At 36.3% G+C, this 25,518-nt stretch carries 20 protein-coding genes; 4 read left to right on the plus strand and 16 right to left on the minus strand.

Translation table 11 applies throughout. The features are described from left to right. Positions 1 to 5: 5 nt before the first annotated feature. From galU to NQ185_RS10390, 4 genes are all read right to left on the minus strand, one after another. Positions 6 to 884, minus strand: a complete 879-nt coding sequence (gene galU, locus NQ185_RS10375; RefSeq protein WP_257581650.1) for a UTP--glucose-1-phosphate uridylyltransferase GalU — start codon at positions 882 to 884, stop codon at positions 6 to 8. A gap of 14 nt (positions 885 to 898) precedes the next feature. Further along, positions 899 to 2,731 (minus strand): polysaccharide biosynthesis protein, encoded by a 1,833-nt coding sequence (locus NQ185_RS10380; RefSeq protein WP_257581651.1) that lies wholly within the window; start codon positions 2,729 to 2,731, stop codon positions 899 to 901. A 239-nt stretch (positions 2,732 to 2,970) separates the two neighbouring features. Beyond that, positions 2,971 to 3,633: a CpsD/CapB family tyrosine-protein kinase gene (locus tag NQ185_RS10385; protein ID WP_257581652.1), complete on the minus strand. Its 663-nt coding sequence runs from the start codon at positions 3,631 to 3,633 to the stop codon at positions 2,971 to 2,973. Continuing rightward, positions 3,620 to 4,360 carry a YveK family protein gene (locus NQ185_RS10390; RefSeq protein ID WP_257581653.1) on the minus strand — a complete coding sequence of 247 codons (741 nt, stop codon included), beginning with the start codon at positions 4,358 to 4,360 and terminating at the stop codon, positions 3,620 to 3,622. Before NQ185_RS10390 ends, NQ185_RS10385 begins: the two co-directional genes overlap by 14 nt. A gap of 278 nt (positions 4,361 to 4,638) precedes the next feature. Here NQ185_RS10390 and NQ185_RS10395 point away from each other — a divergent pair, with 278 nt between their 5' ends. Together NQ185_RS10395 and NQ185_RS10400 are read left to right on the plus strand one after the other, a co-directional pair. Beyond that, entirely contained in the window at positions 4,639 to 4,803 is a 165-nt protein-coding gene (locus tag NQ185_RS10395) for a hypothetical protein (RefSeq protein WP_257581654.1), read from the plus strand. 196 nt (positions 4,804 to 4,999) lie between these two features. After that, positions 5,000 to 8,047 (plus strand): efflux RND transporter permease subunit, encoded by a 3,048-nt coding sequence (locus NQ185_RS10400; RefSeq protein WP_257581656.1) that lies wholly within the window; start codon positions 5,000 to 5,002, stop codon positions 8,045 to 8,047. A 188-nt stretch (positions 8,048 to 8,235) separates the two neighbouring features. Here NQ185_RS10400 and NQ185_RS10405 read toward each other — a convergent pair whose 3' ends face one another. From NQ185_RS10405 to NQ185_RS10420, 5 genes are all read right to left on the minus strand, one after another. Continuing rightward, positions 8,236 to 9,459 (minus strand): LysM peptidoglycan-binding domain-containing protein, encoded by a 1,224-nt coding sequence (locus tag NQ185_RS10405; protein WP_257581658.1) that lies wholly within the window; start codon positions 9,457 to 9,459, stop codon positions 8,236 to 8,238. Between the two features lie 119 nt (positions 9,460 to 9,578). Next, the gene (locus NQ185_RS10410) at positions 9,579 to 9,953 is read right to left on the minus strand and encodes a DUF3147 family protein (protein WP_257581659.1); all 375 of its coding nucleotides are present in this window, start codon (positions 9,951 to 9,953) and stop codon (positions 9,579 to 9,581) included. Positions 9,954 to 9,972: 19 nt separating this feature from the next. Continuing rightward, complete coding sequence (locus NQ185_RS20155; RefSeq protein WP_307000697.1) at positions 9,973 to 10,107, minus strand: hypothetical protein; 135 nt, start codon at positions 10,105 to 10,107, stop codon at positions 9,973 to 9,975. Next, on the minus strand, positions 10,098 to 10,310 hold the full coding sequence (locus tag NQ185_RS20160) for a DUF3147 family protein (RefSeq protein ID WP_307000700.1): 213 nt from the start codon (positions 10,308 to 10,310) through the stop codon (positions 10,098 to 10,100). Before NQ185_RS20160 ends, NQ185_RS20155 begins: the two co-directional genes overlap by 10 nt. Positions 10,311 to 10,499: 189 nt before the next feature. Continuing rightward, positions 10,500 to 11,603 (minus strand): VanW family protein, encoded by a 1,104-nt coding sequence (locus NQ185_RS10420; RefSeq protein WP_257581661.1) that lies wholly within the window; start codon positions 11,601 to 11,603, stop codon positions 10,500 to 10,502. A 347-nt stretch (positions 11,604 to 11,950) separates the two neighbouring features. Between NQ185_RS10420 and NQ185_RS10425 the strand changes: the two genes are divergently transcribed. Next, positions 11,951 to 12,808, plus strand: coding sequence for an MBL fold metallo-hydrolase (locus tag NQ185_RS10425; RefSeq protein ID WP_257581662.1), 858 nt, complete (start codon positions 11,951 to 11,953; stop codon positions 12,806 to 12,808). Between the two features lie 140 nt (positions 12,809 to 12,948). Beyond that, a complete protein-coding gene (locus NQ185_RS10430) occupies positions 12,949 to 14,229 on the plus strand; it encodes a M20 family metallo-hydrolase (protein WP_257581663.1) in 1,281 nt (426 codons plus the stop codon). A 107-nt stretch (positions 14,230 to 14,336) separates the two neighbouring features. Here the strand turns inward: NQ185_RS10430 and NQ185_RS10435 are convergent, their stop codons facing one another. The 7 genes from NQ185_RS10435 to NQ185_RS10465 form a co-directional block, all read right to left on the minus strand. Further along, positions 14,337 to 14,537 (minus strand): hypothetical protein, encoded by a 201-nt coding sequence (locus tag NQ185_RS10435; protein WP_257581664.1) that lies wholly within the window; start codon positions 14,535 to 14,537, stop codon positions 14,337 to 14,339. A 256-nt stretch (positions 14,538 to 14,793) separates the two neighbouring features. Then, positions 14,794 to 19,203, minus strand: coding sequence for a coiled-coil domain-containing protein (locus NQ185_RS10440; protein WP_257581665.1), 4,410 nt, complete (start codon positions 19,201 to 19,203; stop codon positions 14,794 to 14,796). Next, on the minus strand, positions 19,190 to 19,930 hold the full coding sequence (locus NQ185_RS10445; RefSeq protein WP_257581667.1) for a DUF6063 family protein: 741 nt from the start codon (positions 19,928 to 19,930) through the stop codon (positions 19,190 to 19,192). Before NQ185_RS10445 ends, NQ185_RS10440 begins: the two co-directional genes overlap by 14 nt. Continuing rightward, positions 19,920 to 21,431, minus strand: coding sequence for a replicative DNA helicase (locus tag NQ185_RS10450; RefSeq protein ID WP_257581669.1), 1,512 nt, complete (start codon positions 21,429 to 21,431; stop codon positions 19,920 to 19,922). Before NQ185_RS10450 ends, NQ185_RS10445 begins: the two co-directional genes overlap by 11 nt. Then, positions 21,422 to 22,435 (minus strand): Wadjet anti-phage system protein JetD domain-containing protein, encoded by a 1,014-nt coding sequence (locus NQ185_RS10455; protein ID WP_257581670.1) that lies wholly within the window; start codon positions 22,433 to 22,435, stop codon positions 21,422 to 21,424. The genes NQ185_RS10450 and NQ185_RS10455 overlap by 10 nt, the downstream gene beginning before the upstream one ends. 193 nt (positions 22,436 to 22,628) lie before the next feature. Continuing rightward, the gene (locus NQ185_RS10460) at positions 22,629 to 24,176 is read right to left on the minus strand and encodes an FAD-dependent oxidoreductase (protein WP_257581672.1); all 1,548 of its coding nucleotides are present in this window, start codon (positions 24,174 to 24,176) and stop codon (positions 22,629 to 22,631) included. 339 nt (positions 24,177 to 24,515) lie between these two features. Next, positions 24,516 to 25,511, minus strand: a complete 996-nt coding sequence (locus tag NQ185_RS10465; protein ID WP_257581678.1) for a zinc-dependent alcohol dehydrogenase — start codon at positions 25,509 to 25,511, stop codon at positions 24,516 to 24,518. Positions 25,512 to 25,518 lie beyond the last annotated feature (7 nt).

The following is a 25,518-nucleotide window of genomic DNA, read 5'->3' on the forward strand; positions in this document are numbered from 1 at the left end:
CCGATTCACCCAATTAATTGTCGATCGAGTATAGAGGCTAAGTAATCAAGAAGATCTTTTCTTAACTCTTCTCTTTGTAGAGCAAACTCTATCGTTGTTTGAATGAATCCCATTTTTTCCCCGACATCATACCTAGTTCCTTCAAAATCATAAGCAAAAACAGCTTCATAATGATTTAATTCGGCAATCGCATCCGTCAACTGAATTTCTCCGCCGGCTCCTGGTTTTTGATCAGCTAATATATCAAAAACCCTCGGATTTAGGATATATCTACCCATAATAGCGAGATTTGAAGGCGCTTCTTCCTCTGATGGTTTTTCTATTAAGCTATTAACACTGTAAAAACGGTCCCCAATCATATTTCCATCGACGATTCCATATCTTGAAACTTCGTTTGTAGGAACAGATTGAACTCCAAGGATTGAGGCGTTATACCTTTCGTATTGTTCAATCATTTGTTTAAGACACGGGTTTTCCGCTTGCACAATATCATCGCCAAGTAAGACGGCAAAAGGTTCATTACCAATAAATTTTCGGGCACACCAGATTGCATGACCTAATCCTTTTGGTTCCTTTTGACGAATATAATGAATATCGACTAGTTTGGAAGACTTTTGAACTTCATTTAGTAGATCAAATTTTCCTTTTTCAAATAGGTTTTGTTCAAGTTCAAAGGAGTGATCGAAATGATCCTCAATCGCCCTCTTCCCTTTTCCTGTTACTATGATAATATCCTCAATTCCAGACCCGATCGCTTCTTCAACAATATATTGAATCGTTGGTTTATCAACAATTGGCAGCATTTCCTTTGGCATTGCCTTCGTTGCAGGAAGAAATCGTGTACCTAATCCTGCTGCAGGAATGATCGCTTTCCTTACTTTCATATACTTTATCCTCCTTAACCTGATACTTGCATCATTGGTTGCGGCAACAATCTGACCTTTCTATTCGCTAATCCAATCAATGTTTTCTTTAACATTTCATTGTCTAGTGTAGAATAAGTTTCAATAATTTCTTCAATTTCTTCTAAATAAAGTTTAGCTGCTTTTCCAATATAAATATTTGGATATACTTGTTTCTCAATTACTTCTTCATCTTTTAATAATTCTTCATAAAGCTTTTCACCTGGTCTCATTCCTGTGAACTCGATCCCAATATCCTCAACAGAATGTCCAGATAACTTAATTAAATTTGTGGCTAAGTCAATGATTTTTACTGGTTCACCCATATCCAAAACAAAAACTTCTCCACCCTTGGCTAATGCCCCCGCTTGGATGACGAGCCTCGAAGCCTCAGGAATAGTCATAAAATAGCGGACCATTTCTTTATGGGTTACTGTAATAGGTCCACCTTTTTCTATTTGCTTCTTAAATAATGGGATAACACTCCCCCGACTACCCAATACATTTCCGAACCTGACAGCTACAAATTTCGTATTGCTTTTTCCATTCATATTTTGAATGATCATCTCAGCTAATCGTTTAGTTGCCCCCATAACACTCGTAGGATTTACTGCTTTGTCCGATGAAATCATGACAAAGGTTTTTACTCCATGCCAACTAGCCGCTTCTGCGACATTTCTAGTGCCAATAATATTATTTTTAACAGCTTCTTCAGGATTTCGTTCCATTAAAGGAACATGTTTATGAGCCGCAGCATGGTACACTACATCAGGCTTGTATTTACTCATGACCACCATCATTTTATTGGTATCCTGCAAATCTGCAATCTCGGTTATATATTCAGTAGGCAAATAGCCAAATTTCTCTTTTAACTCCAATTCAATTGAATATATACTATTTTCCCCATGTCCTAATAACACTAATTTTTTTGGGTTAAATTTTGATATTTGCCTACAAATTTCCGAACCTATTGATCCCCCTGCCCCTGTAACAAGAACCACTTTGTCTGTTATATACTCTGAAATACTATCAATATTTAATTCTACTGGCTCTCTTCCCAACAGATCCTCGACTTGGATATCGCGAAACTCATTTACAGCAATTTTCCCTGTAACCAGATCTTCTAACAGAGGAAGAATTTGAGTTTTAGCTTTCGTTTTAGCACATTCTGAAAAGATTGCGTTTAATTTTTTTTTACTTAATGATGGTATAGCAATAATGATATGGTCTATATTTAAGTTTGTAACAGCCTTTTCAATTACGTCTATCCCACCGAATACGGGAATACCTAATATATCTAAACGATGTTTTTTATTGTCATCATCAATAAATGCGATAGGTAAAAGTTCAGTATCCTTGCTTTTTAGTAATTGTCTTGCCACCATCGTTCCAGCTGATCCCGCTCCAATAATTAAAGTTTTTTTTCGATTATCTGCCTTATTTAAATAATGATCACGGTAAATTCTCCAACAAAACCTTGATCCTCCTATAAAAAGCATATGTAAAAGCCATGTGACAACTAATAATCTAAAGTAAACTTCGTTCATAATAAACTTCTGAGCAATCGCTGCAACGAAGATCGTCAAAGTAACGACCTTAAAGATGATGATTAATTCTCCGATACTCGCATATTCCCATGCTTTTTTATAAACTTTAAAGTGAAATGAAAATATATGATGACTTAAGATAATAGACAAACAAATGATTATGACTGGTAACTGGAATACATGAAGACTCGCATTAACTAAAAAACGACCGAAAAAGATAGCTGTTAAAACAATAAATGAATCAACCACAATAAATAAAGATAGTCTTTGTCGATAAGTCATGATATCCTCCCTTTAAAAATTAAAGATCTTAATCATAAGGTCTTCTACAAAACCCTATGATTAAACTCTTTAATAATTAGGGCATCTAACCCCCCCTCACACCACACTAACGACGACTCGCGTCTAAGGTCATGAACCCACAGCATGATCGAGTGCCTCCATTGATATTGGTTAGGAGACATCACCAAAGAACAATTAATTCTTAATAAAGAACAATAATGCAAAAAAATATACCCCTATTACTTTTTATTATTTAGAATGACCCCAACTATTTGGGCCCTTGCATATTCCAATACTTTTTTCGTTTCAATTGCACTCTCAATATTCGTTTTATTTTGCTTGACTACCAATACTACCCCATCACATATATTTGCAATGATTTTTGTATCTGTTACCTCCAGTATCGCTGTTGAATCAATAAGAATAATATCATATAAGGATTTTACCTTTTGCAGTAATTTTTTCATATTTTGAGAAGCTAATAATTCTACTGGGTTATTAGGAATCTTACCACTTGTTAAAATATCTAATCTCTCAATAGAGGAGGTATAAACCGCTTCCTCAAATGGAGTTGATCCTATAAGAACATCCGTTAATCCGAATGCATTCGATGTTTTGAATATGCTATGAATGTAGGGGTTTCTTAAATTTCCATCTATCAATAGTACTTTTTCTTGTTGCTGGGCCATGGATATAGCTAGATTAGCAGCGGTAGTAGATTTGCCTTCCTGTTTACCTGGAGAAGTTACGAGAAGGGTTTTATTTTGCTTATCACTATTAAGGAAATATAAATTCGTTCGGATCGTACGGTATTGTTCGGAAATTATTGAATCCGGATTTGCAAATGTTATTAAATTTCTTTTCTTATTGGCCGTATTTCGTCTTTTCTTATTTAAAACCAACGCTCTCACCTCGGAATCCGGATTCGAATTGCTTGTTCTTTCTTTTTCTTATATTCCTTTTATTCATGGAAGAAATACTGCCCAAAACTTGAATACCCATTATCATTTCTATGTCACTTTCAGATTTAATGGAATCATCCAGTGAATCAATTAAAAAGAGCAACCCAACTCCGATTGCAGCCCCAGCTGCAAATGCTAGTAGTATAATTTTATTTGGACTACTTTCGTTAATTGGATATGGGTTTTCTTTTGCTGCAGATAGAATACGAATATCTTCGAACTTAAGGATATTTGGTATTTTTTTAGAGAATACTTTAGCAGTTGCATTCGCAATCTCAACCGCTCTTTTCGAATCCGTATCCGTAACACTTATTCTTACTACTTGTGAATCATCAATATTAGATACATTGATTTGTCCTGCTAAAGCGGCGGGTGTCTTTTCCAATCCAAGGTCAGCGATAACGCTTTCCAACACAATTGTGTCTTTAATAATGACTTGTAGGGTTTTCCTATATTCTGAATCCGCCTCGATAATGACATTAGTTGAAGCTTCATATAAAGGAACTGCCTTATTCAGACTACTGTAATACCAACCTGCTATTGTCGTTAAAAAGGTTAACACTAATACAATCCAAAATCTTTTTACGATAACTCTGTATAAATCCTTTAAATTAATTTCTTTTGCTATTCCTTTTCCTTCAATAAACGGTTGATTTAAACGATTCATATACCCACCTTAATAGATATGACGTTTTTATTCTTAATAAAGAACATACTATTTGAAAATTAAACCAAAGTATTTTCAAATTTGGTTTTTTAAAAAAATATTACTCATTTGAATTTATAATAGTTCTTTATAAAGAACAAGTCAATACCTTTTTTATTTTTTGTTCTTTCTTATAAAATTGTTGTGACAAACCGTTAAGTATAAGAACTTAATTTCCGCAAAAACTATCCAAGATTCATATTATGCCTTTGCATAAACAAAAAGAACGGAGTTGTATTATGAGTAAAAAGAAAACCCCGATCATCAACGAAGAACAAATCACCATCACATCAAACTTAAACAATCTAAAGGCCGGCGACTCAGTCAATGAACATCGCATGTTCGAAAGAGGAAATTTGATACATGCTGAAGACGAAATAAAACAACAAAATAATAACTTATGATGTAATAGCCCCCAATATTTATGTAGGGGGCTATTTTTCATTTCTCCGCCTCGAGACCGAGAAGAAAATATGTCTCCAGCTGGTTATCCTGTTTTCCAAAGGCGGCTATGATTGAAATTAATGTTTCAGTGTATTGCCAACTTTACCTAATTCTTCCTCCGCATTGAAATATAAAAAAATTACAAGGGGTATGAAAATGAAACCGATTATTTTTATTGTGAAACGAAAGATTTTAGTAGGATTAATGGCTGTACTAATTATTTTGTTAGGCTGCTATTCCGTTTTCAAGCTAGACAAGGAGCTGCTTCCAAGCATAAAAATGGACGGAGCATATGTGGAAATCAGTGCTGGCGAAATGGCTGCAATTGAAGTGGAACGAACGATTACGAATCCGCTTGAACATAAGCTTAAGGGCTTGAATGGAGTTGAAGATATTCAGTCCACTTCATCCATTGGCCGGAGCTCTATTGCAATCAATTTTAAACATGGTAAAGGCGATGAGTTGTATAAGGAAGTTGAATCTATGGCGAATTCTTTAAAAGGATCCGTCTCTGGTGTTACTGAAGTCGAATCAGGACAATACGGAACTAGTCAGAACTATGAATTTTTCATGGATATATCCAATGGGAATATGGAGGAAATGACCGATTTCGCCAAAAATGTTTTAAAGCCTAGGCTTGAATCTTTAACAGAAGTAAGGGATGTTGCTCTCGTAGGAACGGTAGAGCATGAGGTTTCTATTGAAATGGATCGCGGAAAAATGGCTAAACACCTCGTTGATACAAGCCAAGTCTTAGGTGCAATTCAAAACGTTAATAATGAGGCTACTTTGGGGGAGTTAGACAGTTCTTCCATTCGTTGGAATACTAAATTAGAGAACGAAAATGACGTAAAAAATATAAAGATCCCAACTCCTAATGGCAACATTTCACTAAAAGACATTGCAAAAGTATCTTTTCAACCTCTAGATAATTCCTCTTATGTTTGGAAAAACGGTACGAAAGACTTTATATTAATCCAAGTTGGCAGGACTTCTGAAGTTACCCAAATTGAAATGGCAGATGCGGTGAGAGCCGAAATTGAAAACATTCGCAAAGAAAATTTAGTCAACGGATTTGAATTAAATGAAATGGTTGCACAGGCGGATTATGTGAAAGAATCGATTGATGGAGTAACAGATAACATATTAATCGGAGGAATAATCGCCATTGCTGTACTGCTCATTTTCCTGCGTAACTTAAGGGCTACCTTTATAATTGGAATATCGATTCCCACTTCAGTTTTGCTTACTTTTGCGACAATATGGTTATTTGATTATAGCTTTAATATTATTACTTTAATCGGCCTCGGTTTAGGGATTGGGATGATGGTTGATTCCTCTATCGTTATTCTCGAATCAATTTATAAAAAAAGAGAACAAGGGTTAAGCAAATTTGATGCCGTTATAGAAGGCACGAAAGAAGTTTCGTCTGCCGTTATCGCATCAATGTTAACGACGATTGTTGTGTTTTTGCCAATTGGCTTGATTCAAGGGGAAATGGCCCAATTCATGGTAATTCTTTCAACTGTCGTTGCGGTTACCCTAATTAGTTCAGTAATCTTTGCATTTACAATCATTCCCGCACTTTCTGAAAAACTATTAAAACATAGACAGCCGAAGAAAAGAGTTAAAGAGGGAGTTTTTCTCCGCAGCTATAATACCATCGTGGCATGGACCATTAGGAAAAAACGTCGCAGCTTTGCGGTTATTACTACTTTTATTTTAATGTTAGTCGGATCATTTTTCCTCGTGAACAAAATACCGATGACTATTATGCCTGATATGTATAACCGTTATAATGAATTAATGATCAATTTGGAACCTGGACTTTCCATTCAGGGAAAAGAAGATATTGTCGATAAAATTAACTCTAAACTTCAATCAATTGAGGATGTAGAAACAAATTATGTCATGGATAATGGCGGAATGTTTTACGCTATTATTAATATGACTAAGGGGGATGATATTGTTTTACCTCAAAAAGAAGTGAATGAGCAAATCTTAAAATCTTTACGCGAACTAAGTAAAACAACCCCAATTGAAAATGTACAAAGTGCGATGGACGGAGGCGGGGGCTCTCCTGTTCAAGTAAATATTAAGGGAGAAAACATAGAACAATTACAAAAGCTATCAACTGATTTTATGAATGAACTCGGGTCTATTGATGGTATTGTCGGCGCAACAAGTTCCATGAAACGCACTTCACAAGAACAAGTAATCCAATTAAAGGACAAAGAAATTGAAAAAGCTGGCTTATCACCTATTCAAATCAGACAATTCATTGAACAAGCATTTTTACAAATGCCAGTTGGCGAAATCACGATGAATGAAGAGAACATTCCATTAAACGTAAAATGGGATGAAAAAACTAATACGAAGAATGATCTATTGGATTTGAAAATCCCGCTCCAAGATGGGGAAAGAAAGTTGTCATCCTTTATAGAATTAAAAACGGTTGAAACTCCTAATGAAATTAGTCATATCGATGGAGAGCGCTTTATGTCCATTACAGCCGATATTGAAGGAAAAGATTTGGGAGCGGTGAATCGTGATGTTCAACAAGTGATAAAGGATTTTGAAACACCGGATGGTTATAGTGTTTCTGTTGCAGGGGATCTTGAGGAACAACAAGCATTAATGAAAGATATGCTATTTGTTTTTGCCATCGCATTATTCCTTGTATATCTTGTAATGGCAGTCCAATTTAATCACTTAGGTCATCCCCTTATCGTAATGTCAGTTATTCCAATGACAATTGTCGGTGTCATTCTTGGGTTATTTTTAACGCAAATGGAACTAAATCTAATGTCAGGGATTGGGATCGTCATGCTTATCGGAATTGTATTAAACAATGCAATCCTTCTTATTGACAGAACGAATCAACTTCGAAAAGAAGGTTATCCTATTGAAGATGCACTCGTTACAGCGGGGAAAGATCGAATTCGACCGATATTTATGACTACTTTAACGACAGCAGGTGGAATGCTTCCATTAGCACTCGCATCTGGCACGTCTGGTAATTATCAAGCACCTATGGCGACAGCTATTATTTCAGGCTTGATGTTTGCAACCTTTATCACATTATTACTCGTACCAGCAACATATCGATTATTTTCCTTTTCACGTGTTAAAGTTGAGCGCGTGAAAGTGAAGGAAAAAAAGAAAAAACTTCGAGTTTCTGTAAACCCGGATAATGTAGGCTAATGATTAAATGGCTTGGAATAATTTCCGAGCCATTTTTTATTGTAGTTGCCTTTAAGTTAAATTAACGAGCAACCCAGTAAAATAATGAGCATAGTCACAAAATCTACCATTACCGACCTTCCCTACATTTTTTTCATATAAAAAACTTGTTGAGAAGACGACTCTCTCTCAACAAGTTTTCATTCCTTTTATTTATCTAATGCTTCCCAATATTTTAAATGATTAAAAGGATTCATTGCGGCCCAATTTTTATCATACATGCCAAAATGTAAATGTGTGTCAAATTTCCCACTCGTTCCGCTCGGTCCATATCCTGTGTTTCCGACGTATCCGATTAATTGTCCTTTTTTAACGGTAACACCTTTCGCCATTTTTGGCGCATATTTGCTCATATGAGCATAATAGAGATAATAACCTTCGGAAGTTGCAATACTTACTCTCCAACCACCTAACTCATTCCAACCAAAGTTGGTTATTACACCATTTGTAACTGAATAAATAGGTGTGCCCATCGGAGCCATGATGTCGATTCCCTCATGGACACGGTCACCTCCATAAGTACGGGATGCATTCCATGAATCACCGAAAGGGAAATACTTCCCCTTCTCCAAAGGAAACTTGCCATCTTTTAAAAAGGCAGGTGCCGCGGGCGGTTTTATTATTCCTTCAGTCACTTTTAGTTTTTGTCCAACATAAATCATATCAGAAGTTAAACCATTTAATCTCTTAATCTCAGAAACAGAGGTTCCATATTTTAAGGCGATTAAATAAAGATACTCTCCAGATTGTACAGTATGGATAGTCGCATATTGCGATTTGTTTTCAACTGCTTTTTTCTCTTGATCTTTTTGATTTGATTCTATTTTACTTGCATTATTGTTTACTACTTTTGTATTTATATTGCTTTCAGTTTTATTGTTAGTTGAAGCAACGGGTTTTACAGCAGTCTTACTGCTATTAGATTTGGTTGAAGCAACAGGTTTTACAGCAGCCTTACTACTCGTTGTTTTTTTAGGTATACTTAGTAGTTGACCAATCTTAATCATGTCATTTTTTAGTTTATTTGCTGCCTTTATTTCCTTTACGGTTGTATTATATTGTTTAGCAATTTTTGAAAGGGTATCTCCCTTTTTAACTTTGTATTTACTAGTTTTTACATTTGTCGATGTTTTTTTCGCACTAGTATTTGGCTTTGCTATGTATAAATTTTGCCCCACTCGTATCACATTAGATTTTAACTTGTTCCACTCTTTCAATTTCGAAACACTTACATGATTAGCGACTGAAATTTTCCATAGCGAGTCACCTTTTTTTACTTTATACTGCACACTTGCTGCATCTACTGAACCCGAAAAAGTAGATAATGCTAATGTCGCTGCTAGGCATATGGATACTAGTTGTTTTTTCTTCATGATGTTTGCCCCCTTTTATAGTAAAAATTAGCAATGACTTCATTATCACCCAGAATATAGCAATTTTACAAGCGGGTAAAATTTCCAATTTAGTACTTTTATAGAAAAGGGGGATAAGGTCAGCTTTTTTCTCTGATCCCTATCCCCTTTATTCGATCTCTCAAATTTGACACCAACAATGAGCTTCCTAACCAACAGACTAGCCCTAACATAACACTAAAAAACCAATTATTACTCACCATTAATCCTAGCCAAACAGTCGTTACGCAAATGACTCCACCAATCATTCCGAAAACTGATCCTTTAGCAATTTTGGCGGCGTTCTTTGAGCCCGATGCGACCCCGACCATTAATATAGCTGTAATCATAACGGCTGGAAAAGCGGCAAAGATTCCCGATAGTATCTTCCATGGAGAAATAATCGTTACAATATAACTCAACATTACTGCAGTTCCACCTAATGTAAAGCGTATAAGCAAGTCTTTTATATTCAAGGTAAAACACCTCTGTTTGTTATTTTGCAGAAAAAATAACAACAACCATTGATACGATAAACCAGTAGCCCATTGCATGTATTAGTCCAAGTTTCCATCCTTGTTTTGGCAGTAAATATCCCGCAATAATTGCAATTAAAATATTTATCGCCATTCCGTAAATAGCCCCTTTGGATAAAAGAATTGACTAAAATCCAAATTGATCGTTAGAAGCGCGGCTAAATAAACGGCTGGAAAAGCGGCAAAGATCCCCCCTGCTTTCTCTCCTAATTTATTTGCCACTAGTGAAGAAGCCACAACAGCTAGTCCACCTAATAAAAATCGAATCAATAATGCAAGGAAACTAATTTGGATCATTTCATTCCACCTCGATTGAGAGAGCATATCCAAATGGCCAATTATCGAGAAACCTTAATATTGTGAAGTTATTCACATTTATAAGTATACATGATATTGTTCTTAATTTCTAGTTGACTCACAAGTAAATTACTAGAAAAAGCCTAAAAAAATTAGGTTTTACCGAAAATCTCGATAAAACCTAACTCATTAAGCATTCCCCTTCTTGATTAAGCTGGAATTTTCCTTTGATGTTCTTAATTCAACGGTCAATACTCCACTCTTTGCAGTTGCTTTAATCAAAAAAGGTACTCCGGCTGTATTCTGGAACCTAAAATCCTTTCCCCCATATGATACTGTTGCATCCCGCCCTTTTGATATATACCCGACATTTACTGAATGATGGTGTAATTCCACATATGAAACCGCAAGCTTATCAACTGCATTATATAAAGTCGTGGATGTCTGGCAAATGCCGCCTCCAATTCCTTCAACGAGCTTGCCATTTAAGGCTTCCATCGCTTTTTGATATCCGTGTTCCGCGTCGCTCGGCCCAACCGTTGTATTAAAAGAAAAATAATCGTCTATCCCAACAATCACGTTATTAATTGCATCTGTAGAAAGTTCGATATTTTTATTTCGGCCATCTGGGCTACCACCAAAGTATGTCGTGAACGAAGCAACCACCACTTCATCTAGCTTAGATGCTTCATCCTCTTTATAACCACTTTCAGTAGCATATAAAGGTAGTTCAACCGTTCCGCCTTCAGCAAAGGCAGCTACCACTTTATCAAATAGTTCCGCTTCTTCCAAAATGACTCTTGGATTTCCTTTTATGATTTTTCCATCTTTCCCCAATTGATCGGGTATCATTCTTTGATCGTAGCCTTCTGTTGTATCCGTTCCTCTAGCCAATTCTTTTATCCAATTTTGAATCTCTTGCTCATACGTTTCTTCATTTTCCTTCAAATCTTTACGTATATAATTAAATGTTTTGATAACCTCATTTGTATTTGGATCTAGGATTTCAATATCAATTGGCTTTAGTTCTTCAGCTAGCCTTCTTTCTTCCTCTTTGCGTCTTTCCTCTTCTTTAAGCCTTTCCTCTTCCAACTTTTTTTGTTCTTTCTCATATAATTCTTTTTGTTTATCCAATTCAGCAATTTTTTCATCAAGCTCTTTTTGTTTCGCAGCTTGGGCTGAACATCCGGCCAAACCTAATAAACTACCTACCAAAATAACAGTAAGCACCCCTCTATATATCCCCATTTTTCCATCCCAACTTTTCTTTATATTTATAATCGTTTTACTCACATTCTCCACTGTATTCAATAGGGCTTATGTATATTCCCTTGTCTTTTGATTTGGATTTAATATATCTATTTCTCTAATGATTATGATTCGATATGTGTGCTAAAGATTCCTTGAATAATATATGCATAAACTACATAATTCGTTCGACGGTTTTTTTCGATATTTGTCGCTTATAAATTATTTCATTGTTGATATTTTAGTATCTGAATTTTCTTTAACAACATTTCCTCTATATTATTGACGTAAAAAAACAGTTTTGATTCAATTTCTTGTGAATTTCACATAAATTTTTTAGGCCGAGAAACAATAGAATGAAGCATAATTTATGAAGGTAAAGGAGTTTTTAAATGGATAAGAATCTTTCATATGGAGATGATTATAAGTTTATTCCGGCAACATCCATCGGAAGCGGTATAGGAGTAGAGGTTTTGCCTGATTTGTATTGTCATACAATCCAAATTGTTAATATTATAATGGTCGGTAAACCTGGGAATAATGAATTTGTTTTAGTCGATACAGGAATGCCTTTTTCGGCAGACGAAATCATCTCAGTTGTAAATAATCGATTTGGAGAAAATAGTCAACCTAAAGCAATCATCTTAACTCATGGCCATTTCGATCATGTTGGTGCAATTATAGATCTAGTTGAACGTTGGAAAGTTCCAGTATATGCCCACGAATTAGAATTGCCTTTTCTGACAGGAAAAAAGAGCTACCCTGAACCAGACCCGACAGTTGAAGGTGGAATGGTGGCAAAAATGTCACCAATGTTTCCAAACGAACCTATAAATTTAGGCACTCATGTAGAAAAATTGCCTTCGGATGGCAGCGTCCCTCATATGCCTGATTTCCGCTGGATTCATACACCAGGGCATGCTCCGGGGCATGTATCATTTTTCAGGGAAGTGGATCGGGCATTAATTGCGGGCGATGCATTCATTACGGTTAAACAAGATGCACTTTATAAAGTGATTACACAAGATCAGGAAATAAATGGACCTCCAAGATATTTAACGACTGATTGGCATGCTGCTTGGGAATCTGTAAGAAGGTTAGAAGAATTAAAACCAACTGTTGCCATTACAGGACACGGTGTACCGATGTCAGATGAATTGTTAACTACCAGTCTAGAAAGACTAGTTCGTGAATTTGACCAAATTGCAATTCCGGATTACGGAAAATATGTAGATAAGCGTACACATTAGGATAAAAACAACGGCTTCCCACATGAATGGAGAAGCCGTTGTTTTATTATATAATTTATAGTAGGTGAATTTTCACATTATGAAAAATTAATATAAAATATGATTAAATAAAACAATGGAAAAATGGGGTTGAAAGACGTATGGAGTATGTGTATGAAAAGCTCATCATAGATTATGATAAGAACTTAGATCATCACGGTGTCAATGGAGTGCGTTTGGCTAACAGACTTTCCGCATTATCTAAAATTGGTCGTACTGTAGATGGTGGTTCTAATCGAATTGGTTTTTCTGAAGAAGAGAAGAAAGCTAAATATTTAATAAAAAAATGGATGGATGATGCAGGATTAATAGTTTCTGTTGATGGTGCCGGTAATGTAATTGGAAGACTAGAAGGAAAAAATCCTAATCTACCAGCCATTTTTTCTGGTTCCCATGTTGACAGTGTTCCTAATGGTGGGCATTTTGACGGACCCCTTGGCGTTCTAGCAGCACTTGAAGTGGTTGAAGCATGGAAAGAAACGGGATACATACCCGAAAGGTCTTTTGAAATTATTGTTTTCACTGATGAGGAAGGCACTCGATTTAATGGTGGATTAATTGGAAGTATGTCGATGGTTGGAGAAGTGAAAAAAGAGGTTCTTCAAGATCAGGTCGATATTTACGGTGTAACGTTTGAAGAAGTGTTAGGTAATATTGGGCTTTCAATGGATTCACTTTTATCCGCAAAAAGGGATTTGTCTAATATTGCGGCTTTTGTTGAGGTTCATATTGAACAAGGGAAGCGACTCGAAAAAGCAGGCATTCCTGTTGGGATTGTCACTGGTATTGCAGGACCTTCTTGGTTAGAGATGAATTTTACCGGAATTGCTGGCCATGCTGGAAATACTCCGATGGATGATAGAAAAGATGCACTTGTTGCTGCGAGCCAATTTATTGCTGAATTAACATCCTTACCCAAGCAAGTAAGCCAAACCGCAGTTGCTACAGTCGGGAAACTTTATGTTCATCCAAATGGCGTTAATGTCATACCAGGACAAGTGAAATTAACGGTAGATATTCGCGATATTCATGAAAAATCAAGAAATGAATTGGTCAACTTAATTATCGAAAAAGCAACTTCCATTTGTATGAACAATCATATCAAACTTGAATGGAAAGAAACACTAAGGGTAGATCCCGTACCCATTAAGGAAGTGATGCAGGATAGGTTACTTAAAGCCATTCTAGCCAATCAAATCGAACCATTTTATCTACCGAGTGGCGCTGGCCATGATGCCATGATTATGGGCCGCCACATACCAGCTGCAATGCTTTTTGTGCAAAGTAAAGACGGTATTAGCCACAATCCTTTAGAATGGTCATCTTTAAATGATTGTATACAAGCAGTTCATGTTTTGAAACATTTTGTTGAGTCATATTAGAGCGACAAAAAAGCAGGGTGAAATACCCTGTTTTTGCTTTATCATTCTGTCTTTCGCAAAATGCAAGGATCTTTTATTTTCAACCTCGGATGACGCAAAACTTTTGATTAACTTTTCCTCCAGATTTTACGAAACATTTTCCCATAGGTTAGTAAAAGAATTGATTGCACTATGAGCAATAATGATGAAGTCAATAATTTTACATTGTGGTCAAAAATGCTTAATATTCCCATTATCAAGCCATCTAAGATAAAAAGTCCGGCTATGAAAGGCGAAATTTTCATTAGTCCTTCCAATCTTTTATTCATATGGCCATCTCCTTCCTATAATAAATGTTATAAATAACGGATTATATATAACACTCGTTGCAAGTACCTACTAAAACGAATTATATCAAAAAAATAAATTTATATTTGGATACAAAAAAGCATGGGAATTTCATTTAGAAATCCATGCTTTTTCACTTTTCATTTTACATTTTTTTCTTTTTGCACCTCAAAAGAATAAGTTATTATGAAATGAGAACTTTCAATATTTGCGTAAATTAGACAACATAATATTTCCCTAAAACAGCGCCATTTGCTCCACTTCCCCAAGTCTTTCGAGTGCCTGTGGTTCATGATCTTGGAAATAGGCTTGGTGTAGTTGTTTTACTGTAGTCATAATTTGTTTGTTAGAATTTGCGGCTTTTCTTAATCGACAGCTATAAATGACTGGGAAGTAATCCCGCAGGAATTTCCCTTCCGCGTGTGCAGTGAGAGCAATTATTTGGAAACCTAGTTGTTCTGCAATGAAAAACACAGGATTTAATACATGATCACTCGATGCTTTTCCAAACGGGTTATCCATGATGACGACTCGATGGCGTTTCATGTTGGGTTCAATATGCTTCTGTTTTTCCGCTACATAATTGAGAATCCCTAGAAACAGTGTCATGTTTTTACTCCATTTTTCACCGCCGGACCAAACATTTGATTGTTCCCATGAGTATGACCGTGTTGTGATTTGGTTATCATTAGTCACCTTACGGCAGGAGACTTTCATCATTTCGTTATTCATTACGACACGCAGTAGCTGCTTCGATTGAAGCCATGTTTCAATCTCTCTTCGAACTTTGCCATAATCCTCTGTGCCTTCTGCAGTTAAATATTTTTTCGATTCTAGTTGTTCTAAAATCCAATCAATATGGTTGCGAATTCGACTTTTCCCATCTTCTTGTGTCCATTCCGGAATAGAAAATTTATAGATTTCTTTCCAGTTATCCTCTATCTTCACTTTTGTCTTTTTCGGTATGAGCTCTAGCTCACCAGCAAGTGTATACAAATGGCTATTGATATGAGTAACAAACTGCTCTAATTGTTTATCGTGATTGATAATACTTGCTTCATTATACTTAATGGCCGTTTGAATTCTTTTTTGCATATGTGTCTGGAATTCAACTACCTTTTTGTATGTCTGTTTGTTGTCGATCCCTTGTCGTGCCATTTCCCTCATTTTTACATTTGTAATTTTGTTTTTACAGAATGACTTGAATGACTCTTTTGCTCGCCCCACTTTTTCCCATTCCTTTGAAACCTTGGCTTTACCTTGTTTCAACTGATCGGTCACATTTTGAACGAAAGCTACGCGCTCATATGTGAAGTCTTGAATTTCACCTTCAGATAAAACTCCCGCAGTAACAGAAGGTCCTTTAAAATGATGGGCCTCTTCAAATCGATCCAGTTCATGAAATGCTGTTTTAATAGAATCATATTCTACATTGACCCGCTTCTGTTCCCGCTCGAGATAATCATGGTTCTCCCGAAGACGTTTCTTTTCATCCTTTAATATTTTTTGTACTTCAGACAATGGTTCTGCAAATGTTTCAGGTTCATCATTAGCAAAAGTTTCATTAAATTTACTAGAAGCAATTTCTAAAGCCTCTTCTTGCCTGATTTTCTTCTCATTTCTCCTCGCAAACTGCTCGCTTGCTTCATCAACAGCCTTCTCTAATTCTTTCATTTTTCTGCGGTAATAAACAATTTGTTCCTTCCCATTTGAAGAAAACACCATTTCTTCATCTAATGGTCCATGATCTGCAAGCATTTCTTGTATTTCAACTGAAATCCGGTTTGAATTTTCATGGGCATGATCAAGCTTTATCTGAATTTCGTTTCTAGTACTCGATAATCTACGCAGGGACAATTTAAGTTCCTCACGTTCATGTTTTAAAATATTGATTGCTTTATCTGTATATTTAGGACGGAAGGTGTTAACCTCGAGATACAGCTCATTCGAAATTAATATATGATAACGATGATTTTCATCTCTTTCCTCATCTTCCAAACGTCGCTTTTCTTCTTCAAACCTTTTAATTTGCTCAGCGATTCTATTTACGGACTGTTTATAATCATTGATTTGTCTCGCAAGCTTCTCTTGGACCTTTACTAATTCTACTTTATCTTTCTCTAAACGAAGATATTCATAGGCAGCTTCTATTTTGCCTTGTAAGCCATTGTATTCTTGTTCATACGCATTAATTCTCTCCTGCCCGGTAGAAAGTCTTTCCTCGCCTTCGGTTATTTTTGTTTCGTTTTCTATTTGTCGTGTATGTAAATCTTGCATTTGATTTACAAGGTCAGACAAGTGTTCCTTTCTTTCTTGGTATTCTGAATATGGATGTGCACGTAAAAAGTTTGCCATATTTTCGGCACCGCGCTTCCATACATTGATCTTTGCTTCTATCGCATTTCGTGCTTCTGTTGCTGCTACAGCACGATCGTTCATGGTTTGTTTCCATTCTTGGAACAAAGAAAGATGCCAATTCTCCCTCCAATGATTTGGAACAATCGGATAAGCTTCTACATTTTCCTCCTGGACAAGGGCACGAGCCTTATCGATAGTTATCACTTCAATTGGAAATTGAAGCTCTTTATCTATCCGTTTTATTTTCAGTTCCAATTCTTCTTGCTCATCTTCTGTTGTAATTAATGTAGTCGGCCAAAGTGGATAATTCTTCACTTTATCCGCAGCGGAGTCATCCAATGACTGGATAAATTGTACGCCTGTTTCTAGTAGATTGAATTGGTTGCTCCATTGCTTTAATTGTTTCTCAATATACGGGTCGGCAAAAAATAAATCTTGGGTTCCGTAGTCGTCCTTAAACCGATGGGCCAATCGTTCCTTATATAAACAGTTATCCCGTTCTTTGTTCAAACGAAGGAGGTCATCATCTATTTGTTTTTTTAGTGAATCTTGTTTTAAATAAATTGAATCCAAAGTCATCCATTGTTTGCGTAAAGAAGCTAGTTCCTCCTTTACTTTTGCATGCTCGTTTTCTATCTGCTCAATTTCTAATGCCTCTTTAATACGTGCATTTTCTTTTTCCTCTTTTTGTTTTGCGATCGTTTCTTTTAGTTCTTTTCTTTCCTTAATCATTTTAACTAACTGCTTATGATCATTTTTTAATTGAACGATTTGTTCATCTAAATGGGCAAAGTTTTTCTCCCATTCTAAGACATTCTCTTTCACAGACTCTTGTTCCGGATTTGAAAGAATTCGGTTATGAATTCGAATCATTTGCTGATCCAAAGCTTCCATTTTCCCATCCATTTTGTCGTAATCACTTTTGGCTTGCGCCAGTTGACCACCTTGTGAGTTATTCTGAATTTTTAATTGTTCAATATGTTCCTCTATTGGTTGTTTTTCTATTTGCAATCCATGCTTACGTTTATCGCTTTCCTCTAGCTCATGAAGAAAATACCCTAATAACTCCTGACTATTTTCATCTAACTTTTCCTTTATTTCATGAATTTCCTCGTCCTTCTCAAGCGTTTCAAGCTGGTTTTTTAAAGCTTGAATACGATCTTGCTCTTCTTTAAGGTCTTGTTTCAGTTCGGCATACTTCAAAGAATAAAAGGTATTGATTGCCTGGGATAGTTCCTCTTTATTGGTACCTAGTTTTTGTTCATACTCTTTGAGTTCATTTTTTAATGTTTCTAGAACTGACTGCTCTTTATGAATATCTAAAGATAGCAATTTCTTAAGCTGATTTTTTTCTTCAATCTCCAATTCCTCAATTTTCAATTGTATCGTCTCTAGTGCTGCCTGATGCTCCTGCTCCTGTCTATGAATGAGATTTAGTACTGCTTTGGCATGCTGTTTCTTTTGCTCGTATGCCTGTTGTTGTTCGTGTAATCCCCCATAGGTTAATACATAACGATTTAATTCTTCCTCGATCGCTTTATTTTCTTCAATTTGTCCTTTCAATTCTTTATATAATTTGAAGCTTGAGCGATGTTTTTCAAATGTATCGACAAAAGTGTTTTGATCATGACCCGCAATCGCGCCTTCTACTGTCGGAATTAGGAGGCGATCAAATAGCTGATTCGTTTGTTTGCACTCATCAAAAAAAGCCTCAACTCCACCTTCTGTACTATTAATTTTCACAATGCTTTCCCATTCATTTGTGATAATATGATACTGGTCTTGAATATGCTGTTGAAACTCCTTAATAGTTGGGAAAGTGTGTGCATTCATGAACTGTTGTGTCATTTGCTGATAATAATCTGATATTTCCCCTCGATCCGCGGGGCGGTTTGAATCCTTTCGTACAAAAGGAATATTTTCAATGCCGTGTTGATCGCCTCCCATATATGGATACACATAGCGATACGACCCTAGTCCGTCCTTTGTTAAAAACAAACTTACGCATGTGACCAAATAACGACGAGGTTTTTCGGACAAGATCCATTCAATCGCTATATGGGCCGGATAATTATCTAGTTGAAGTGTCTGCTTAATTTTTCGATCAGAGAGATTTGTATGGGGAATAATGGCTTGCAGGACGGTTTGAATAAAAACCGTTTTCCCGCCACCATTCTCTAGTAGAATAGCCCCGTTATAGCCGTCAAATTTAAATATCTCATCATTATAGCGTTTCAATCCGTCTTCATATACAACATTCGTAAAACGAATTTTACTAATTGATGGCATGCTTGTCCGCCTCCTCCCATTGATAAATAAACTCTAGGATCCCTTTGTTATACTCTACTTCCATAAAGAAGCGCTGTACAATTGTTTTGGCTTTTTCAGTTAATATTACTTCATTATTTCCGATCTCTTCGATAAGCTCTTGATCAATAAGGAATCTTTTAGCTGTATCCATAAAACTTAGACGGCTAATCGTATTCCCACTTTGTCTTTTGGCTGTTTCTTTAATATCATTCATATCTTCCCATTTTTCGATAATCTGCTTCCAATTGTAAGAAAACTCCTTCTCCAACGAACGCAGCTTTTCTTCATCATGTTCCATTAATACACTAATCCGTTCATTCACCATTCTTGCCCAGTCATCAATCCCTATAAAGTCTCTCGTAGGTTCCAACGTTTGATAGCTATCATAAAACGCTCCAAAAAGAATGATGGTCGTGAAATAGAGTAAATAAATATCCGCATTCGTCGCCCCTGATTTTAAATACGTTCTTTTTATGTAATCATTGTTTACATGAAAAGGCGATAGTTTTGTTTTTGGAATCATGTAAATTTTGTCCCCTGCAAGGATAATGACACAATCGACATGATGGGCAAAACTATCTACTAATCCACGAATCGAATCATCTGCCATATACAAAGACATCGACTCCAGACCAGCCTGGCCATCACGTGCTAGAAAAGTATAAAGTTCAAAGGCTTGCAAGACTTTACTCTCACTATAATTCATTTGCTATGCCCCCTTCTATGTAAATGTCCATATTTTGAATCGAGAACCTTTCAGTTACATTCAATATTTCTTTTCGTTCATTTATGCGTAAAGTTCGATTACCTAACTGAGCCAAGGCATCATCCATACTGTGGTTTTGTTCGCCATCTTCTGTTTCAATCTTTCCCGATACAATCGGTGAGCGTTGATGAAGAATAATCCAAAAATCATAGAAAAAACGCTGATGGATAAGGCCTTCATCTTTTTCACCTAAATAATCTATTAAACCTTCAAGCTCTAAACACCCATCTTCAATTGCCATTAAGGACATTTTCATGACATAGCCGTAATTTTTTTGCAAACGTTCTTGATAATCATTTTCGGTTTCATTACCAAGTTCCATAAAACCGTAATCCACCTTTTCTTCTCGGTCTTCACGGATATTTTGTTCTGCAAAAATCGTAAACGGGGACCAACTTTGTTCCTGATGTACATGTAAAAATGGATGAAGCACCCCCTTCATAGCCTCTAAAGGAAGTGGTGTGCCGACTACTCTAGCATTAATGTCTTGATCAAAGTTAAAAGCATCGATCCCAGTATAATATAAAGACTCTTGGGCAGCCTTTAGTGTATGATTTTTCAGCTCAATTCCTTGCTCAAGAAGCTTTGAGTGTTCATAATGAACCTCTTCCAGCTGATTGGTAATTTCAAGAACATAAGCGTAAGTCTTTTTTTCCTTCTGATGGTAATCCTTCTCATATAATCGATCCTTCGTTTCCTTCACAAATTGCCTTAACTCCGAAAATTCTTCATTTTCTTTTTCTAATCTGGCATGGATATCTTCTAACAGCTGCTTATACCTATCGAACGTTTCCTCGGAAACAATGCTACGTTGAATTTCATGACGAAGCTTAATCATTCTTTCGTTGAGAGTTTCCACATCTATACGCATTTCATTAATTTGTCTTAGTGCCCCTCGAAATTCACCTTTTTCCAGCTGTTTCCTAAGCATTAACTGATTAATGGAAAGTTGGAATTCACTGTAAAATTCCTTCGTAGCAAACACCAGCTCAAGCCCATCTTCATCTAATGTGTAAAATTGAGTATTCGTTTTAGAATCAAAAGTCTTTGCTTTCAGCAATGAATATTCCAGATTGTCTTCTTTAAATGTCTCCCAATTGTAAAAGGCGTAGGAACGCTTTTTTCCATGAGTCGGACGAAATGTTTCAATAATAGTAGAGGCAATCTCTTCAAATGCGTTCCCGTCTAAAATGTATAGACGACCTGTTAACTTTTGTAAAAAGCTAGCTAAATTCTTTTTTCCTACCTTATGATTACGCATAATCTTTTGTTCAAAAAAGAATAGGAGTGCAAGTAAACCAAGCCCCTTCATATCAATTGATTGCCCTTGTTGATCTTTTACCTTTTTACGATCGAGCTCATGTATTGGATCAAATAGGGCGAGGCGGCGCATACGCTCTCGATATCCTACTGTTATATCAGAAAACTCATTTAGTTCCATGATGCGTGCCTCCATATATGTTGTAGCTCACTAGTTTTTAAAACCTCTTGCGGATAATAGTGACCACGATCTAAAATAGACTGTAGCTGTTCTTTTTCTTGCTTTGTAAAGAACCGTAAGAACTCTTCAACGGCTAATTGATCGATACGTTGGTTCGTTTTCCCTTTCAATGAAGGCTTTTCTATACATGCTTGGTAGAAAGGCATAGCAAGCTGTACGTTGACTTTTTCTTTCAATCGATGCCAAATAAAAATTCCCGAATGATCAATATCACCAAAATAATAAAATGTATGTTCTGCATGCGGAAGCATAAGTTGACGATGGAATTGCTCAATACTTTTAATAATTTTATTTCCACTGCCATATATAACAGTTGAAAATTCCACCTCTGACAGTACCTCTACTAATGCTTGAAAAGTCGTTTTGTTTTCAACAATCAGATGCTTTTGTGCCTTTTCGGCAAGGACAGTTGGATTAATAGCAAACATTAAGGGATCAGAGACAGGAATTATCTTCATCGCAGTCCATAATCCGATTCGTTCCAAAAGCTCTTTTCCTTGCTTTTCTGTTATCCACTTTTCATCACTAACAAGCTCTACACTTCGCTCTGGAGCGGGGACCTCATAGTTGGGAAAACCAGATGATTCAAGATAATGATGGATTAATAATAAATAAGGAAGATCTTTTTTCCATTGTCCGGGGTCTAATCCAAAATAAGGATCCAAATGAATCGAAGGATGTAAGCGAAGACGGTATGTTTTTAGTTCTTCATGAAACTCTTTCTTTAATAATTGTTTATGAATCCGATATGTATAGGCTAACGAAGGAGTGCGGGAGTTTCTTCCTTTCGATTTTACCATCTCCAAAACACCCTCATCTTCAAAAGAAAGAATGAGCGCGGCAAACTGTTCATACGAAATTTTAGGTATCCATGTTTCTAGTTCTTCGACAGCAATCGTTTTTTTATGATTTTTTACAAGCCCTTGACTTACTATATCTCTCATTTCTTCCCTCCTCGTAATTTGACAATCTACCACCTTTATTCTACTAGATTCACTCGTGTTCGTCAGTAGGAATAGATTATATCCCTTACTGTCGAAAAATACTTCTAAATAAGCGCGACCAAAAGGCTTGCAGTACGATTCTCTGCAAGCCATTTTAATATTATCGTTTCTCAGAAGAATATTGCCGCCTACTTTAATAAAATTCCTTCGGCCATTCTAATTCAAAGCCATCTTTTCTTAAACAAGCTTGAAATGCCGCCAATAAATCCTCATTTTCTCTAACTGTTTTTGGTTTGGTATTTTGTTTTATGCAAAATGCAATTAATGCACCACATGCTTCACCTATATTCCATTCAGTTGGATGCAATCGATAACAGCCGTTAGTGATATGGGTTGTTCCTATATTTTTACATCCAGCTAAAACGTTATCCAGCTTTTTGGGTAACAAGGCCCCCAAAGGAATATGATAGGGCAATGCTTTAATATCAAGATAGTTTCTCCCAGCCTTACTAGGATGTAAATCAATACTATAAGAACCGATTCCTACGCGATCATGATATTTTTTTCCGGTTTTGCCATTGTCAAAGTCTGGAGACACGTCCTGCTCTACAATTGTATACTCTGCTTTAATTCGTCTGGATTCTCGAATATATGGAGATTTAGCAAGCCCATCCTTTGTAGAAAAGATATCTTTTCTAAGCTTTAACCCAGGGTAGCCTTTTCCGCCATCTGCGCGCGGTGCTTCAGTTTGCAGCCAATAAAGAAGGGAAAGACTTAGCTGTTTGGCCAGATTTATATGCTTCTCTTTATCTTCTTCTGAAACATCATAAATATTTCCTAAAAAGTAATCATTTTGCGGCCAATTCATCAGAGTAATATCTCCGGCGTGATATAGCGAATCGAACTGTTCTTTGGCAAAAATTCGGCGGTATTCCCAAAGCGGGAAACCATCTTCCTCTCGAAATAAGGTATACTTTCTTTTTTCTTTCGTAATCGGATGTGGTGCAAAAAAACTTAAATATTTATTCGGCCAAATATCTGGATGAAATTCTCTCCAAAACTCGTACATATCGGGTTCTGGAATAATATGATTTTCACCCTCTCGATATTCCATAGCCAACACGTACGTGAATGCTTGGATATCCAAAGGATTATATTTTTCTAGCGCATGAGGTTCACCTGTTTCAGCTTGAGACTCTGCCCCAGTCACATATTCAATATCTGCCAATGGGAGAACATCGCCTGATTCTGTTGCATCAATAAAATATGGAGCAGTCACATGAACCTTTTCAGAGGTAACAGTATTTTCAAATGTCATTTCATGAATTGTTTTTTCTAATTTTTGAACAGAGATTATTTGTGTATTTAAGCTAATTTGTAATTGATTAGTCAAAATGTAAGGCATCAGCATTTCATTTAAAACATGCAATGAAATCCTAGGATCATGACAAATATTACTTACAAGACCATTACCGGGATTAAAATTGGAACTGGATTTTCTCACATTCAACGTTTTATGATATGTATCTCTTATCTTATTCCGATAAGTCCGATATCTCATTGTACAGCCAAATTGTTCAATCCATTTGTGTTCATCTGGAGGTACACCTTGGGAAGTAGCTTGGCCGCCAATCCAATCTGTTTCTTCTGTCATGTATACACGAAGACCACTTGCACAAGCCGAAAGGGCCGCAGCACACCCACCCAACCCTCCACCTACAATCACCAAATCTACTTTCATAGCATTCTCCTCCAAATAAATTATTTCATTTTTATAGGCTCTGTTATTATTTAATGTTGATTTTCGTATAGGTATGAGAATAAATAGGCGGAGAATTTCCGGTTAATGTGTATAAAGCTGCTTAAGAATCAGAAATAAGCGGAGATATTCCGGTTAACTGCTCTAAATATGACAAAATCCAATGATTTGGACCATATAACAGGAAAATCTCCACTTATTTTTAAGGAAATATGTGTATTTCCCAAAATAAACGGAATTTCTCCGCTTATTTTTCAAACTCTTGAAATCAACATTCAGTTATAACGGAGACTTTTTATAAAAAAACATCGTACAAAACCATCAGTTGGAATAGTCAATCAGTTTAGTTAAAGTGGTGGTCTTCTTATTCATTAAGCTCACGAAAACACCGGGAGCATCACTTAAAGATACTTTTTCCTTAATAAACGGTTGGACATATATTCGTTTTTCATCCACTAATCTTAAATATTCACCTATATTCCTACCTTCTGTCCAACGGATGAATCCATAAGGGTAGTCAATAGCTTGTTGTTCGTAAATTTTGTCATATCGACCGGGTCCACCTGCTCGTGAAATGAGAATTTGTGCTTCTTTTCCAAACATAAGAGCCCTCGGAAAATCAGGTTCAATATCACCTACAATGACAACTTTTCCTTTATTTCGAATCCACCCGAGACTTTGCTTTGTTAAAATTGATCGTTTCCCCCCAGCACATAATAAAACTGCATCCGCGCCATGATTATTAGTAGATTGATCTATTGCTAATTCCATATCATCCACCTTGGAAAAAGATTTAATATTTTCCAGCATATTTGTCCGTTCTTCAGAAATATCGTACGCGAGCACGTTTATAGCCGCCGCATCTGCTATTTTGGCAATAAGTTGACCAAGTACTCCCAAGCCAGCGACAACAACCGTTTCTCCAAATTGCAAATTAGCTATTCTAAGCGCATGAATCGCAATGGCTCCTAATCCACAAAGGGAAGCTTCTTCGGCTGTAACTTTTTGGGGTACTTTTGCGCATAAGGTTTTCGGAACTAGTAGATATTCAGAATGATGGACATAAGGAGCACCATAGCACGCTACGATATCTCCTTTTTGAATTTCCTCAACATTATCGCCACATTCAATTGCCGTTCCGACTGCACTATAGCCAATCGCATATTCCTTTCCACCACTGTTTTCTATCATGCCTATTTCCGTACCTGGTGAAATAGCTGAATATAATGTTTTTATTAATATATATGAAGGTTTGATTTCAGGGATCTCTTTTTCAATGATTTTTACCTTTGTATTGCTTGCAACGATCGATTTCAATGTTAGA

The organism is Lederbergia panacisoli, assembly GCF_024626525.1.
In the GTDB taxonomy this organism is placed as follows: Bacteria; Bacillota; Bacilli; order Bacillales; family Bacillaceae_C; genus Lederbergia; species Lederbergia panacisoli.

Coding starts and splice junctions, on each gene's coding strand:
- NQ185_RS10400 (WP_257581656.1), top strand. CDS start 5,000: ATGAAACCGATTATTTTTATTGTGAAACGAAAGATTTTAGTAGGATTA.
- NQ185_RS20155 (WP_307000697.1), bottom strand. CDS start 10,107: ATGGCGATAAATATTTTAATTGCAATTATTGCGGGATATTTACTGCCA.
- galU (WP_257581650.1), bottom strand. CDS start 884: ATGAAAGTAAGGAAAGCGATCATTCCTGCAGCAGGATTAGGTACACGA.
- NQ185_RS10445 (WP_257581667.1), bottom strand. CDS start 19,930: ATGAATTATAGTGAGAGTAAAGTCTTGCAAGCCTTTGAACTTTATACT.
- NQ185_RS10440 (WP_257581665.1), bottom strand. CDS start 19,203: ATGCCATCAATTAGTAAAATTCGTTTTACGAATGTTGTATATGAAGAC.
- NQ185_RS10405 (WP_257581658.1), bottom strand. CDS start 9,459: ATGAAGAAAAAACAACTAGTATCCATATGCCTAGCAGCGACATTAGCA.
- NQ185_RS10455 (WP_257581670.1), bottom strand. CDS start 22,435: ATGAGAGATATAGTAAGTCAAGGGCTTGTAAAAAATCATAAAAAAACG.
- NQ185_RS10460 (WP_257581672.1), bottom strand. CDS start 24,176: ATGAAAGTAGATTTGGTGATTGTAGGTGGAGGGTTGGGTGGGTGTGCT.
- NQ185_RS10435 (WP_257581664.1), bottom strand. CDS start 14,537: ATGAATAAAAGATTGGAAGGACTAATGAAAATTTCGCCTTTCATAGCC.
- NQ185_RS10395 (WP_257581654.1), top strand. CDS start 4,639: ATGAGTAAAAAGAAAACCCCGATCATCAACGAAGAACAAATCACCATC.
- NQ185_RS10430 (WP_257581663.1), top strand. CDS start 12,949: ATGGAGTATGTGTATGAAAAGCTCATCATAGATTATGATAAGAACTTA.
- NQ185_RS10450 (WP_257581669.1), bottom strand. CDS start 21,431: ATGGAACTAAATGAGTTTTCTGATATAACAGTAGGATATCGAGAGCGT.
- NQ185_RS20160 (WP_307000700.1), bottom strand. CDS start 10,310: ATGATCCAAATTAGTTTCCTTGCATTATTGATTCGATTTTTATTAGGT.
- NQ185_RS10425 (WP_257581662.1), top strand. CDS start 11,951: ATGGATAAGAATCTTTCATATGGAGATGATTATAAGTTTATTCCGGCA.
- NQ185_RS10380 (WP_257581651.1), bottom strand. CDS start 2,731: ATGACTTATCGACAAAGACTATCTTTATTTATTGTGGTTGATTCATTT.
- NQ185_RS10390 (WP_257581653.1), bottom strand. CDS start 4,360: ATGAATCGTTTAAATCAACCGTTTATTGAAGGAAAAGGAATAGCAAAA.